This window comes from Pinirhizobacter sp., assembly GCF_035317885.1.
Taxonomy (GTDB): domain Bacteria; phylum Pseudomonadota; class Gammaproteobacteria; order Xanthomonadales; family Rhodanobacteraceae; genus Pinirhizobacter.
On sequence record NZ_DATHFX010000173.1, the window covers coordinates 1 to 13466 of the forward strand.

15 protein-coding genes are annotated in these 13466 nt (G+C 66.8%); 14 read left to right on the forward strand and 1 reads right to left on the reverse strand.

Translation table 11 applies throughout. From position 1 onward, the window contains the following. The 14 genes from flhF to VK519_RS05405 all read left to right on the forward strand — a co-directional run. On the forward strand, window positions 1-1145 hold a 1145-nt coding region (gene flhF, locus VK519_RS05340; protein WP_324348096.1), incomplete at its 5' end, for a flagellar biosynthesis GTPase FlhF. Between the two features lie 14 nt (window positions 1146-1159). Then, window positions 1160-2089: a P-loop NTPase gene (locus tag VK519_RS05345; RefSeq protein ID WP_324348097.1), complete on the forward strand. Its 930-nt coding sequence runs from the start codon at window positions 1160-1162 to the stop codon at window positions 2087-2089. Next, window positions 2086-2817 carry an RNA polymerase sigma factor FliA gene (locus tag VK519_RS05350; protein ID WP_324348098.1) on the forward strand — a complete coding sequence of 244 codons (732 nt, stop codon included), beginning with the start codon at window positions 2086-2088 and terminating at the stop codon, window positions 2815-2817. Before VK519_RS05345 ends, VK519_RS05350 begins: the two co-directional genes overlap by 4 nt. Before the next feature lie 50 nt (window positions 2818-2867). Further along, window positions 2868-3266 (forward strand): chemotaxis response regulator CheY, encoded by a 399-nt coding sequence (gene cheY / locus VK519_RS05355; protein WP_250625315.1) that lies wholly within the window; start codon window positions 2868-2870, stop codon window positions 3264-3266. A gap of 8 nt (window positions 3267-3274) precedes the next feature. Beyond that, window positions 3275-3922 (forward strand): protein phosphatase CheZ, encoded by a 648-nt coding sequence (locus VK519_RS05360; RefSeq protein WP_324348099.1) that lies wholly within the window; start codon window positions 3275-3277, stop codon window positions 3920-3922. A 9-nt stretch (window positions 3923-3931) separates the two neighbouring features. Continuing rightward, window positions 3932-5989: a chemotaxis protein CheA gene (locus VK519_RS05365; protein ID WP_324348100.1), complete on the forward strand. Its 2058-nt coding sequence runs from the start codon at window positions 3932-3934 to the stop codon at window positions 5987-5989. Beyond that, entirely contained in the window at window positions 5989-6729 is a 741-nt protein-coding gene (locus VK519_RS05370) for a flagellar motor protein (protein ID WP_324348101.1), read from the forward strand. The genes VK519_RS05365 and VK519_RS05370 overlap by 1 nt, the downstream gene beginning before the upstream one ends. Then, entirely contained in the window at window positions 6726-7793 is a 1068-nt protein-coding gene (motD, locus tag VK519_RS05375; protein WP_324348102.1) for a flagellar motor protein MotD, read from the forward strand. Before VK519_RS05370 ends, motD begins: the two co-directional genes overlap by 4 nt. A 2-nt stretch (window positions 7794-7795) precedes the next feature. Further along, window positions 7796-8602 carry a ParA family protein gene (locus tag VK519_RS05380; RefSeq protein WP_324348103.1) on the forward strand — a complete coding sequence of 269 codons (807 nt, stop codon included), beginning with the start codon at window positions 7796-7798 and terminating at the stop codon, window positions 8600-8602. Continuing rightward, window positions 8599-9192, forward strand: a complete 594-nt coding sequence (locus tag VK519_RS05385) for a chemotaxis protein CheW (RefSeq protein WP_324348104.1) — start codon at window positions 8599-8601, stop codon at window positions 9190-9192. Before VK519_RS05380 ends, VK519_RS05385 begins: the two co-directional genes overlap by 4 nt. Next, complete coding sequence (locus VK519_RS05390) at window positions 9189-9635, forward strand: chemotaxis protein CheW (protein WP_324348105.1); 447 nt, start codon at window positions 9189-9191, stop codon at window positions 9633-9635. The genes VK519_RS05385 and VK519_RS05390 overlap by 4 nt, the downstream gene beginning before the upstream one ends. A gap of 58 nt (window positions 9636-9693) precedes the next feature. Beyond that, complete coding sequence (locus tag VK519_RS05395) at window positions 9694-10077, forward strand: DUF2802 domain-containing protein (RefSeq protein ID WP_324348106.1); 384 nt, start codon at window positions 9694-9696, stop codon at window positions 10075-10077. Window positions 10078-10327: 250 nt separating this feature from the next. Next, window positions 10328-11083, forward strand: coding sequence for a hypothetical protein (locus tag VK519_RS05400; protein ID WP_324348107.1), 756 nt, complete (start codon window positions 10328-10330; stop codon window positions 11081-11083). A gap of 135 nt (window positions 11084-11218) precedes the next feature. Then, entirely contained in the window at window positions 11219-12214 is a 996-nt protein-coding gene (locus tag VK519_RS05405; protein ID WP_324348108.1) for a JmjC domain-containing protein, read from the forward strand. Here the strand turns inward: VK519_RS05405 and VK519_RS05410 are convergent. Then, complete coding sequence (locus tag VK519_RS05410) at window positions 12211-13296, reverse strand: alpha/beta hydrolase family protein (RefSeq protein ID WP_324348109.1); 1086 nt, start codon at window positions 13294-13296, stop codon at window positions 12211-12213. The genes VK519_RS05405 and VK519_RS05410 overlap by 4 nt on opposite strands. Window positions 13297-13466 lie beyond the last annotated feature (170 nt).

The window sequence follows — 13466 nt, forward strand, 5'->3', positions numbered from 1 at the left end:
CCGAGCGCGAGCCGGCTCCCGCCCCGCGTGCCGAGCTGCCCCCGATCGCCGCACCGAAAGCTGCCGCCAGGGGCAAGGCCGAGGCCGAACCCGCCGCTGAGCGTCACCTTGCGCCCACCACCCCGCGCTCGGGGGCGACCCGTTACGGCACCGCGGCGCTGGCCGCTTCCGTCGCCGACGCCGTCCGCGCCGCCACCCGCGTGCCGGGCCCGGACATCGCCGTCAACGGCATGCGCGAAGAACTGAACCAGCTGAAGGAAATGCTGCAGATCCAGCTGTCGAGCCTGGCCTGGAACCAGCTGGACCGCGAACAGCCCCTGCAGGCCCGCGTGCTGCGCGAGCTCACTCGCATGGGCCTGGATCCGGACGTGGCCCGCATGCTCACCGCGGAACTGCCTCCCAACATGACCGTGGAGCAGTCGCGTTACCTGCCGCTGGGCCTGCTGTCCCGGCACATCGCCGTCAGCGGCCGCGAAATCGACCAGCTCGGCGGCATCGTCGCCCTGGTCGGTCCCACGGGCGTAGGCAAGACCACCACCATCGCCAAGATCGCCGCCCGCGCGGTGCTTCGCCATGGCGCGCACAACGTCACCCTGGTCACGACCGACCAGTACCGCATCGGCGCCGCGGCCCAGCTGGAGCATTACGGCCGCCTGCTAGGGGTGCGGGTGCACGCCGCCCACGACGCGGCGAGCCTGCATGCGGTGCTGGGCCCCTTGCGCGGCCGCCACACGGTGCTTGTGGACACCGCCGGCCTCGCCGGTACCGACCCGCGCCTGCAAAGCCAGTTCGAAACGCTCAGGACCGCCTCCGATGTGCGGGTGTGCCTGGTGCTGGCCGCCAATGCCCAGGCCCAGGCCATGGAGCATGCGGTACGCGCCTACCAGCCGCTCCGGCCCCAGGCGGTGATCCTGACCAAGCTTGACGAGTCGCCGCTCCTGGGTGGCGCGCTTTCTGCATTGATTCGAAGCCGGCTGCCCCTGGACTACACCACGGACGGCCAGCGTGTACCGGAAGACATCGCCACGGCGGATGCGCGAAAGCTCGTCCTCCGCGCCGCCCAGCTGGTCAAGACCGGCCAGGCCGAACCTGACGATGTACTGCTGGCCGACCGCTTCGGCGTCGCCCAGGCCGCCCTGGCGTGAGCAACGGAATCCCCATGAACCTTGCAATCGGAAATTACCTTCAGATGTCCTCGCCGCCTCCCAGCAGCAACGACCTCGCCCTCGCCGCCCACCAGGCGGCCGGACTTGCCTTCATCGGCGACCGCCAGGCCTGCCGCACCATCGCCGTTGCCGGTGGCAAGGGCGGTGTCGGCAAGACCACCACGGCGGTGAACCTGGCCATGGCCCTGGCCATGGGCGGCCGGGACACCCTGCTGCTGGACGCCGACCTTGGCATGGCCAATGTCGACGTGCTGCTGGGTCTGCAGCCCACCCGCCACCTGGGCCACCTGCTCGAAGGCAGCGCCCGGCTCGAGGAGCTGATCATCCAGTCGCGCCATGGCCTGAAAGTGATCCCGGCCACCTCCGGCACCCGACGCATGGCGCAGCTGCCCAATGTCGAACACGCCGCGGTGATCCGCGCCTTCGACGAGCTCGCCGTCCGCCCGGAATTCCTTATCGTCGATACCGCCGCGGGCCTGTCCGACAACGTCTCGATGTTCGCCTCTGCCGCCGACGACGTGGTGATCGTGGTCTGCGACGAGCCCACCTCGCTCACCGACGCCTACGCCCTGATCAAGGTGCTCTCGCGCGAATTCGACGTTCCCCGTTTCCGCGTCGTGGCCAACATGGTTCGCCACGCCCAGGAAGGCAAGCAGTTGTTCGAGAAGCTTTCCCGGGTCACCAGCCGCTTCCTGGACGTCTCACTCGATTTCATGGGGATGGTCCCCCACGACGAATACCTGCGCCAGGCGATCCGTCGCCAGGTCGCGGTCGTCGAAGCCTGGCCAAGCAGCCGCTCGGCGCTCGGATTCAAGAATCTGGCACGTGCGGTCGATACATGGGGCGAGCCCGAGCTTCGCACCCAGGGTCGCATCGGCTTTTTCAGCGAGCGCCCCCGTCCGATGGGAGGGTTGCCGTCATGAGCGTCGCCACCGAATACCTGGAGGTTTCGCGCATCCCGGCGGATGAGCTGGTGCGTATCCACGCCCCGCTGGTCCGCAGGATCGCCTACCACTTGATGGGGCGCCTGCCGGCGAGTGTGGACGTGGGCGACCTGATCCAGGCCGGCATGATCGGCCTGCTCGAGGCGGCGAGGAATTTTTCGCCGACGCGCGCGGCCAGTTTCGAGACATACGCGGGCATCCGCATCCGTGGCGCCATGCTCGATGAGCTGCGCAAGACGGACTGGACGCCCCGCTCGGTCCATCGCAAGGTACGTGAAGTAGCGGAGGTGACGCGACAGATCGAGAACGAGACCGGCGCCGACGCCGACGATGCAGAGGTGATGAAGCGCCTTGGCATCGATGCGCTCGAATACAACCAGATCCTCGCCGACGCCGCGGGCGCCCGCCTGTTGTCGCTTTCGGCCCCCGAGGGTGACGAAGGTTCGGCCATCGACGTGGCCGACCCCGACGCCCAGGGTCCGGATGCGCTCTTCGAGCGCGAAGGCATGCGCGAGGCCCTGGCCGACTCGATCGATTCCTTGCCCGAACGCGAAAAGCTGGTCATGTCGCTCTATTACGAGCAGGAGCTGAACCTCAAGGAGGTCGGCGTCATCCTCGGGGTAAGCGAGTCACGCGTGTGCCAGATCCATGGACAAGCCCTGATCCGCCTCCGCGCCCGCATGGGTGGCTGGCGCGAGCGGGCCTGAAGAAGCACCGACGAACAAGAAGTAGCGCGAACGCCTCGCGGAGACACGTTTTGGACAAGAACATGAAAATCCTGGTGGTGGACGATTTCTCCACCATGCGCCGTATCGTCAGGAACCTCCTGGTCGAGCTCGGCTTCACCAATACGGCCATCGCCGAGGCCGAGGACGGCGTCACCGCGCTTGCCTCGTTGCGCGCGGCCCCGTTCGACCTGGTGGTGACCGACTGGAACATGCCCAACATGACCGGCATCGACCTTCTGCGCGCCATCCGCGCCGATGCGGCCCTCAAGCACCTTCCGGTGCTGATGGTCACCGCCGAGAACAACCGTGACCAGATCATCGCCGCCGCGCAGAGCGGCGTGAACGGCTATGTCGTCAAGCCGTTCACCGCCGTCACGCTGAAGGAAAAACTCGACCGTATCTTCGAACGCCTCGCGGCAGCCAGCTAAGGACAGCCATGAACACGATCATTTCACCGCTGGGCCATGACGTGCCTCCGGCGTTGCGCGAACTGCTCGATTCAGGCGACCGCGCCGACTTCGAACAGGCCCTGGACACGCTCATCCGCAGTCGCGAGCAACATCTTTTCCGTGCCATGGGTTGCCTTGCCCGCGACCTGCACGACGCCGTACGCCGCCTGTCCTCGGATATGTCGTCCGATGGCGAGCCGGGTACCATGGGCGACGCCCGCAAACACCTTACCGACGTGCTGGAAATGAGCTCCACCGCCGCCCATCGCAGCCTGGACTTTTCCGAGCGGTTGCGTCCGCAGGTCCAGGCGCTCTCGCGTGAGGCCGACGAACTGATGGCCGTGGACCCGGCCAGCACCGACTTCTCGGCCACCGCTTTCGCCCTGGCTTCCCACGTCGATGAATTCGCCGTGGCCGCCGATGCGGGCCTGGGCGAGATGGTCGAAGCGCAGTCCTGGCAGGACCTCTCCGGCCAGCGCGTGCGCAAGGTCGCCGATTTCCTGGGCAAGGTCGATGCCTCGCTGCTGGAACTGGTGCGCCTGACCGGCACCCTCGCCGGCTCCGCTGCTGCGCCTGCAAGCGACCGGGTCGCCCAGGACGAAGTCGATCGCATGCTCAGCGACTTCGGCTTCTAAGGGATAACGATGAGCGTCGAGCTGGACAGCGAGCTTGTCAATGTCTTCCTGGTCGAGGCCGGGGAGCTGCTGGACCGTCTCGGCGAACAGCTGGTGGAACTGGAAACGCAGCCTTCCGACACGGAGTTGCTGAACGCGGTATTCCGTGCGTTCCACACCGTGAAGGGCGGCGCCGGATTCCTGGGCTTCGATCCCATGGTGGCGCTTTGCCATCGCGCCGAAGACCTGCTGAACCAGGCCCGCAACCACACATTGCTGCTGAACTCCGCGCACATGGATGCGCTACTGGAGTCGCTGGATCTGCTCAACGACATGATGCGCGCCTGCGACGCCGGCGAGACCCTGCGCGAGGCGCCGGCGAGCCTGTTGCGCCGCCTGGAGGCGCAGCAGGATGTCGATGCGGTGAACGTGCCTGAGGCCGTCGCCGCGGCCGCAGCCGGGCCCTGCGTGGACCCCATCGACGATGAATTCGAGGCCCTGATCGCCGTCGCACGCGCAGGCCGCGGCCACGATGCGGCGGTCGCGCACGTGCCCACCGCGCCCGCGGCGGCAACGGGCGAGGCGCCCATCGGCGACGATGAATTCGAAGCCCTGCTCGATTCCCTCTACGGCGCCGGTGGCGCGCCGGGCACGGTCGATGCGGTCGTGGTAAATGCGGCCCCCACACCGGTGGCGCCGGCCGCGAAGGCCGCGTCCAGCACCGCCATCGACGACGACGAATTTGAAGCCATGCTCGACGCCCTGCATGGCACGGGTAAGGGCCCGGGTGGCGCGACACTTGCCGCCATGCCTGTCCCCGTCGCGGCGGCTGCCGTGCCAGTAGATGCGGCCATGCCCGTGCGCGCTGCGGCAGCGCCGGCTGCCGCCGCCAACCCGTCCCGCCCGGGCGCAACGGCCGAGAGCACTGTCCGCGTCGATACCGCCCGCCTGGATGGCCTGGTCAATGCCGCCGGCGAACTGGTGCTGGTGCGCAACCGCCTTACGATGCTGGCCGGCGACGGCCAGGGCGAGGCGATGAACCGCGCCGTCGCCGAACTCGAGCGCGTCGCAGCGGACTTGCAGAACGCCGTGCTGCGCATGCGGATGCAGCCGATCGGCAAACTGTTCCAGCGTTTCCCGCGCATCGTGCGCGACCTTGCCCGCCAGCTGGGCAAGGACATCGAATTGAAGACCGAGGGTGAGGAAACGGACCTTGACCGCACCGTGGTCGAGGCACTGGCCGATCCGCTCATCCACCTTTTGCGTAATGCCGTGGACCATGGCATCGAGGACCCGGCCGACCGTGCCCGGTTCAAGAAGCGTACGCAGGGAACAGTGCGCCTTGCCGCCGCACAGGTGGGCGATCGCATCATCATCACGGTGGCCGACGACGGCCGCGGCATGGATCCGGAAGTGCTGCGCCGCAAGGCCGTGGAAAAGGGTCTTCTTGACGAAGAGCAGGCCGCGCGCCTGGACACCACCGAGTGTTTCGAACTGATCTTCCGCCCGGGGTTCTCCACCCGCGCGGAGGTCTCGGACATCTCCGGCCGCGGCGTGGGCATGGACGTGGTCAAGACCAAGATCGTCGAACTCGGCGGCACGCTGGCGATCGATTCGGTGGCAGGCCAGGGCAGCGAGATCCGCCTGTCGGTGCCACTGACGCTGGCCATCCTGCGCGTGCTGATGGTGCGCGTGGGCAACCGGCGGCTGGCGCTGCCGCTGTCCAACATCGCTGAGGTATTCGAACTGACGGCGGGACAGGTGAGCGTCGTGGATGGCCGCGTCGTCGCCAGCCATCGTGGCCGCGCGCTGCCGCTGTGCGATCTGGCGCAATGGGCAAATGCGCCCGTTGGAGGCCGCCACGTGGTGGTGGTGCACATCGGCAGCCAGCGCGTGGGTTGCCTGGTCGACGACGTACTGGGCCGTGAAGATGTCATGGCCAAGCCTCTGGGCAGCCTGCTCAAGGATGTCCCCGGCATCGCCGGCGCCACCATTACCGGAGACGGCGCCATCGCGCTGGTACTTGATCTGTCTTCGCTTGCCGATGGCAGCCAGTCGTGGCTGCCTGCACCGCGGGGGCTCGCCTGATGAACATGGTCAGCCTCGGCGGTACGATCCTGGCGTTCGTCGTCATCATCGTCGGCACCATCCTCAAGGGTAGTTCCATCGACGCCTTGTGGAATCCGGCTGCCTTCGTCATCGTCTTCGTCGGCACCGCGGCCGCCTTGCTGGTGCAGACATCGAGCGAAACCCTCAAACGCGCCATGGCCATGCTGCCGTGGGTGTACAAGCCGCCGGTGGACGAGGCCCGCGAACTCGTCGGCCGCATTGTCAGCTGGAGCGAAGTGTCGCGCCGCCAGGGCCTGTTGGGCCTGGAAGGCGGCATCGAGCGCGAAACCGATCCCTTCGTGCGCAAGGGCTTGCAGTTGCTGGTGGACGGCACCGAACCCGACGCCATGCGCAGCGTGCTGGAAGTGGAAGTACTTACGCGCGAGCATTCGGACCTAGACGCTGCCAAGGTGTTCGAGAACGCCGGCGCTTATTCACCCACCATGGGCATCATCGGCGCGGTGATGGGCTTGATGGCCGTGATGCAGAACCTCACCGACCCGAGCAAGCTCGGCCACGGCATCGCGGCGGCGTTCGTGGCCACCATCTATGGCATTGGCCTGGCGAACCTGCTGATGCTGCCGATTGCCTCGCGGCTCAAAAGCATTTCCCGTGGCCGCTCGCAGATGCGCGAGATGCTGGTCGAGGGACTGGTCTCCATCGCACAGGGCGACAACCCACGGCACATCGAAAGCAAGTTGCAGGGCTACCTGCCATGAAGCGCCGTCACCACGAAGAACACATCAACCATGAGCGTTGGGCCATCCCCTACGGCGACCTGATTACCTTGCTGCTGGCGCTGTTCGTGGTGATGTATGCGGTCTCGGCCGTGAACGAAACCAAGTTCCGCGTCATGGCGGCCTCGATCAACGAAGCCTTCCATGGCACTCCCCAGGTGATCCAGGCGCCGCGCGCGGGTGATCCTTCGGCCCAGGTGCCATTGCCGAACAAGACGCGCGTGGCCCAGGCCGCGCCCGTGGCGCGCATCGACGTACCCGTCCCGCCGCGCGACCTGCCGCTGCCGGGCCACGAGGGTGCCGCTGCCGAGGCCGGCCCCAAAGCCGACAACCTGCAGGCGGCCGATGCGAAAACGGGTGAAGCGGCCAACCTCGATGCCATCGCCGAGCAGGTGCACAAGGCCCTGCAGCCCCTGATCGACAAGGACCTGGTTTCCGTGCGTCGTACCGACGACTGGCTCGAGATCGAAGTGCGCACCGATATCCTCTTCGCCAGCGGCGCGGCGCGGCTTTCGGTGCCCGCCGAAGACGTGCTGCGCCATGTGGCCGGCATCCTTACGCCGTTCCCGAACCCGATGCGCATCGAGGGATATACCGACACCACGCCCATCGCCAGCGCGATTTTTCCGTCCAACTGGGAATTGTCCGCGGCGCGCGCGGCAAGCGTGGCGCGCCTGCTTACCGGAAGCGGCATCGACCCGCACCGGGTGGGCATCATCGGCTGGGGCGAGTTCCGTCCCACGGCCGACAATGCCACCGTCGACGGCCGCAACCGCAACCGCCGCGTGCTGATCGTGGTGATGAGCGACAAGGCCGCGCCGGCGCGTTTCTACAGCGACGATGATCGCGTGGCGGGGAAGCTCGCCCAGGCGCCTGCGCCCGCTTCCCTGCCTGCAGCCACTCCCGTGACGGCCAACGATGCCGTGGTTTCTGTCCCGGCCAAGCCTGAGGCGGCGCCTTCGGGCAAGGCGGGCGACAGTGGCGCCAGCCTGGTGGCCCCGGTCGCGGCCGCGATGACCGCCAGCCCCTCGTTGGGAGTCCACTGACGATGCGCATCTGGGCCATCGCCAACCAGAAGGGCGGGGTGGGCAAAACCACAACGACGGTTTCACTGGGTAGCCTGCTGGCCGAGTCGGGCCAGCGCGTGCTGTTGGTGGACATGGATCCGCATGCTTCGCTCAGCGGCTATGTCGGCGTGGAGAGCGTCGGCGGCGGCAGCGTCTATGATCTGTTCGGCGTCAATGGCGACGTGGTGGAAGCCGCGAGCCTGGTGCAGGCGACGAAGTTCGAGCGCCTCTCGGTGCTCCCGGCTTCCCCGGCCATGATCACGCTCGACCGCCAGCTCGGTGCCCGTTCGGGCATGGGCCTGGTGCTCAGTACGTCGCTGGGCATGCTGGCGAACGATTTCGACTACGTATTGATTGACTGTCCGCCGACGCTCGGCGTGTTGATGGTCAACGCGCTGGCCGCATGCCAGCGCATGCTCATTCCCACCCAGACCGAGGCCCTGGCCCTGGCGGGCCTGGGCCGAATGCTGCGCAGCCTGTCGATGATCGAGCGCTCGCGCGGCATGCCGCTGCGCCGGCGCATCGTGCCCACCTTGTTTGATGCGCGCACGCATGCCTCGCGTGCCTGCCTTGCGGAACTGCGCGAGACCCACGGCGACCTGGTGACGCAGACCGTGATTCCCGTGGATACGCAGATCCGCGAAGCCAGCGCCACCGGCGTGCCCTTGGCCTGGTGGCCGGCCGCGCGCCGTGGCGGCGATGCCTATCGCAAACTATTGCAGGAACTGCTTGCCCTGCAGGCGGCCCATGAGGCCTCCGGGGACGCACGCGCGGAGGACGCAGCATGAACCTGCGTAGCTTCCATGACGCCGACGAACTGGTGGCCGACTACCTCTCCGCGCTGCTGAAGCCCGCACCGTCCAGCCTGGTTGAGCCACCGCCGAAGTCGCACGCCGCGCCACAGGCGGGGGCGCCCGTGCCGCTGACGACCTCGCCTGAGCCGGTGTCGGCCGAGAACGCTTCGCGCTACCTGTTGTGCGAGGCTGCGGGGGTGCGGTTGGCGCTGCCGATGGGCGAGGTGCGGCACATGGTGCCGTTGCCACCGTTGAGGCCGGAGCCTGGCGATCCCGACATCTGCCTGGGGCACTGGCGCCATCCTGGTGGCGAGGCGCGCGTGATCGACCTTGCCGCGCTGCTCGCACCCGACATGGCCGGGGCCGAGGCGGACACGTTGCTGCTGCTGCACGACCGCACCTGGGCCCTGGCCTGCACCGTCTACGAAGAATCGGTCGTGCTCGACGCCGAAGGCATCGCCTGGCGCACGCCGACGCAGTCGCGCCCGTGGCTGGTGGGCATGATGCGCGAACTGCGCTGCGGTGTGATCGACGTCCCCGCCCTGATCCACTCCTTCCGTACGCTGGCCGGGGAAGCACCATGAGCATGCTCGCCGCCTCCACCGACGACAGCGTCTGGCTGGCCTTCGTCCTTGAAGGCCAGCACTATGCCGTGCCGTTGCCTGCCGTGCGCGAAGTGATCCGCCTGGGCGACGTCACGCCCGTACCCGGTGCACCGGATGAAGTGATGGGCGTGGTGAACCTGCGGGGCCAGATCGTCAGCGTGCTGGATGGCCGCCGTCGATTCGGCCTGGTTGCCATCGATACCGGGCATGACGACGAACGCATCATGGTGATCGAGCACGGCGATGAAACCATCGGCATGCGCATCGACGCCGTCGGCGACATGCTGGTGGCGGATCCTGCCGATATCGCCGCCCCGCCGCCGGGCCGCGCCAGCCGCCGCGGCGATCCTGTCAGCGGCATCATTCCCCGCGCCGACGGCTTCGTCGCCCTGGTCGACATCGACCGGCTCTGCCGGCTCTAGGAACCCCCGTCACGGCATGGATTCTGCATGGCACTGGTCGTCCAACCGGAGCCGTCCCATGAACTATCCGCTTACCATCGCTTTTGGCCTTATTTCCCTGGTCCAACTGGCCATCCTGGTGTTCGTCTACCGCCGCCTGGGCCAACTCAACGTCGGAAATCCGGCGCAGGCGCCGGCTTTCGTCGCGCCCGAGCCCGACCTCGCGGCCGACGTCATGGTCGGTGCCTTGCGCAAGCTCGACCAGCGCATCGACGACCTGGAAGTCCAAGCCCGCCAGGCGCCGCCGCCCGCCGCCGACGTCGTTCCTGCCGATCGCTCCTACATGCTGGCGCAGCGCCTGGCACGCCAGGGCGCCAGCGCCCAGCAGATTGCCGAGACCTGCGGCATCTTCCCCAGCGAAGCTGAATTGCTGCAACGCCTGCACGGCGGCACCCGCCATTAACGGCGCAGCCCCATGGCGTGCGCGACTGCGCCCTGCGCGATCCGGCGGGCAACATGATTTTCCTTCAGGAGCGTGGCTGAGCCACGTGTGCGCGTTTTCGGCATGGTCCGCCGGGAGCATTAGGGGTCAGAGTCACTAGCGCGCCTGGCAACATCGCATGAAAGTTCCTTCATCCAATGGGCAGTGACCGTGCGACCGTGGTTAACTGTTACGACAGGGACTTGCCGATCGACGAGCGGGGTGGTGCGCCGTGACGATGCGCGTGAAGGGTGTTAGCCAGATCGGCGGGCTCGCTGCCGGCGCTGTGGCTCTGTTGATGGCGGCGGCCCCGGTAGCCGCCATCGCCCAGGACACCGCGGCGAAGTCCACCACACACGACGCGCCACCAAGCACCGATCTGCCGCGCGTGACTGTGACCGCGCCATACACGACCATCCACGGCGGCTATGTCATTTCCAGTGATTTCCGGGTGGATCCGCGGATGCCCTCGGTCGTCTTCCCGGGGCAGGCCCTGCAGCAGGACGACATCCTGAGCATCCGGCCGGTGCACCTGAATCCGGACGAATACCTGGTGTTGCAGGAATGCGCACAGGCCGACTGCGCGCAGGCGGCCAACGTGCGCGTGTGGAACAGCGCCGGTGCGGTCAATACCTACGTGGGCGCCAATTCGGAAAGGATCTGGATCAAGCACGAGAACAAGTACTTCATCTTCCTCAAGCGCCTGCCCCTGGTCACCGGTGCATGTGGCGGGTGCGGCGATTCGTTCACCAGCTTCGAGCCGCTCAGCCCACCCATGACGCTCTATCCCACGGGTCAAGCCGCGCGGATGATGCAGGAGAAACTCGCCGAACATGCCGACGACCCGGCGATCCCCGTGGTTTCGCAGACCCACGAGGAAAGCGAATACGTCGTGCGGTTCGAAGGCGGCAGCACCGTGCGCATCAAGCGCATGCATGCAGCCAATGGCCCGGCGCCCGACCAGGCTCCCGGTGGCCCAGCATCCTGACCGGTGCGGGGCATTCGCTCCGAAGGCAACCGCCCCCCTTGGCCTAGTCCATCCGGCGTGTGGCAGGACGCGGCATCTTGGCCAATGATGTCGGCGTGGCCGAGGACGGCCAGCGTGATATGGGGGCTTTACCTGGTGAATATCCTGCATTCTGGAGCGGGTGAGCCATCGGCGCACCGCGTGCAGCCGATGGACGGGGAGGCGTTCTCGACCTTCCGCATCAACCGGCTTCGTCACGACTTCCACCAGCATCGGCTGCTGCAGCTGCCCGAACTTGCCAACCTGGCACGCGAAATGATGCCCATGGGCAAGTGCCGCTTCGTGCGGCCTGGCATGCAGCAGGATTCGAAGTTCGACCATGCCGGCGAGCATCCCGACGGCCGGGGCATAGACGAGTTTTTCAGCCGCATCGAAGAGACCGGCTCCTGGATAGCGCTATACAACATCGAGTCGGTACCGCGTTACGCGGCCTTGCTTGAGGACATCCTTGATACCGTGCGCGAGATCGTCGAGCGCGAGCAGCCGGGTGTGTTCAACCTTTCCGGATTCCTCTTCATTTCCGCGCCGCCGTCGGTGACGCCGTTCCACATCGACCGTGAGAATAACTTCTGGCTGCAGTTGCACGGGCGCAAGGTGCTGTCGGTGTGGGACGACTCAGATCGCGTGGCCGTGCCTGCTGATTCGGTCGAGGATTTCATCGTCAACCACACCTTGAAGAAAGTGAAGCTGACCGATGCCAGCCGGCATTCGGCGCATGAATTCGACAGTGGTCCGGGTGATGGCGTGTATTTCCCGAGCACGTCGCCGCATGCCACACGCACGGACAACTCATGGGTTACGCCGGGCGATGGCGTCTCGGTGTCGCTGGGCGTCACTTTCTATACCAGTCACACGCGGCGCATGGCCCGGGTGCACCAGGTCAACCGCGCATGCCGGAAATACCTGCACATGGATCCGGCGTATCCCGGCACGGCGCCAGTCCGCGACCGGATCAAGGCGCCGCTGGGGTATGGCCTGGCCATGGCCAGGCAATTCGCGCTGCGCCAGTTGCACGCCCTACGTGCGCTGCGCGAGGGCGTGCGACCCGCCGAAGGCTGGTGGGGCGAGAAGGCCCCGCCCGGTTCCTATTAGCGAAGATTCGCCGCGAAGAAGGCTGTTGCCTGCTTGATGGCTGCCTTGTGCGTCTGGTCCTGCGCCACCGCAGGGTTGCACAGTGCGCCTAGCTGCGCGTGGCCTGCCTGGGTGCAGGTAGCCAGGAAATCGTAGTGGCCGACATTGTCCAGTTCATCGATGGATGCGTGCGGCAGCAGCCTGGCCGCCAGCTCGCCGTTGGTTGCCGGCTGCGCCACGTCGTCGGCCTTGCCCAGCAGGATCGATACCGGTTGTTGCACGCTTTTCAATCCTTCCGGATCGAATGCCTGCATGGCCCCAGGTGCCATCACGAACACCGCACGGATACCTGGCACGGCGTGGTCGTTCTTCGCCTGCCTCATGAATGGTGCAAGTTCCGGCGTGGCCGCGGCCTTCAGATGAGCCTCGAAAGTTATCTCCGGTGATTCCTTCTGCGCCTTGCAAGTGCTGTCGCCGGGGTGGGCGCGGCAGAAAGCGATGAAGTGGTCGACGTCCACGCGGGCGCCGGCAGCGGCAAGGGCTGCAAATCCGCCAGCCGAGAAACCGGCCACGCCCAAGCGCGCGGTGTCCACATGCGGCGCCAGGTCGCGATCGGCCAGCACGGCCTTCAACGCGGCCTTGAGGTCTTCGGCGCGTTCCCAGATCAGCGTGCTTCCCGCTACCGTCATTTCATCCATGCCGTTGTTACCCGGATGATCCACGGCGATCACCACGTACCCGGCGCGCGCCATGGCGATGCCGAACCAGCCCATGATCGGTGCACTGCCGCCGTTGCCGTGCGACAGCAGCAATGTGGGAAACCTGCCCTTGGCGATGGCAGCGTCCGCCGCAGCGGAACCGACATTGAACAACGGCGCGGCGGGCGGTCCTACGGTGATCGGTGTTTCCTTTGAGCCCGCGGCTGCCGGGTACCACACCGTGTAGCGCACGAAATCACGGTGGGCGGCATCGCGCACGGCGGCACTGGGCATGTGCGTGGTGCCGTGGCGTTCGCCGACCGGCGTTGAAGGCCGCGCACAGGCGGCCATCGGTACGCCCACGACGAAGAACGCCAGGGCCAGCCGTCGAACCATTGATCGCATCTTAAATTCCCTTCTAGGTGGACACGCGCGGCTGCTGCACACAAGCAGTGGATGCATCGTCCAGCTTGACCGCATCCACCAGCCGCAGGCCGTCCAGGCCTCGCTCACGCACATCTTCGGGGGTGCGGCCGAACTGTTCGCCGAAGGCACGGGTAAATGCACCATGGGAT

Excerpts from the sequence above, each read along its gene's own strand:
- VK519_RS05350 (WP_324348098.1), top strand. The coding sequence starts at position 2,086 with ATGAGCGTCGCCACCGAATACCTGGAGGTTTCGCGCATCCCGGCGGAT.
- VK519_RS05380 (WP_324348103.1), top strand. The coding sequence starts at position 7,796 with ATGCGCATCTGGGCCATCGCCAACCAGAAGGGCGGGGTGGGCAAAACC.
- VK519_RS05390 (WP_324348105.1), top strand. The coding sequence starts at position 9,189 with ATGAGCATGCTCGCCGCCTCCACCGACGACAGCGTCTGGCTGGCCTTC.
- VK519_RS05395 (WP_324348106.1), top strand. The coding sequence starts at position 9,694 with ATGAACTATCCGCTTACCATCGCTTTTGGCCTTATTTCCCTGGTCCAA.
- motD (WP_324348102.1), top strand. The coding sequence starts at position 6,726 with ATGAAGCGCCGTCACCACGAAGAACACATCAACCATGAGCGTTGGGCC.
- VK519_RS05365 (WP_324348100.1), top strand. The coding sequence starts at position 3,932 with ATGAGCGTCGAGCTGGACAGCGAGCTTGTCAATGTCTTCCTGGTCGAG.
- VK519_RS05345 (WP_324348097.1), top strand. The coding sequence starts at position 1,160 with ATGAACCTTGCAATCGGAAATTACCTTCAGATGTCCTCGCCGCCTCCC.
- VK519_RS05385 (WP_324348104.1), top strand. The coding sequence starts at position 8,599 with ATGAACCTGCGTAGCTTCCATGACGCCGACGAACTGGTGGCCGACTAC.
- VK519_RS05410 (WP_324348109.1), bottom strand. The coding sequence starts at position 13,296 with ATGCGATCAATGGTTCGACGGCTGGCCCTGGCGTTCTTCGTCGTGGGC.
- VK519_RS05360 (WP_324348099.1), top strand. The coding sequence starts at position 3,275 with ATGAACACGATCATTTCACCGCTGGGCCATGACGTGCCTCCGGCGTTG.
- VK519_RS05370 (WP_324348101.1), top strand. The coding sequence starts at position 5,989 with ATGAACATGGTCAGCCTCGGCGGTACGATCCTGGCGTTCGTCGTCATC.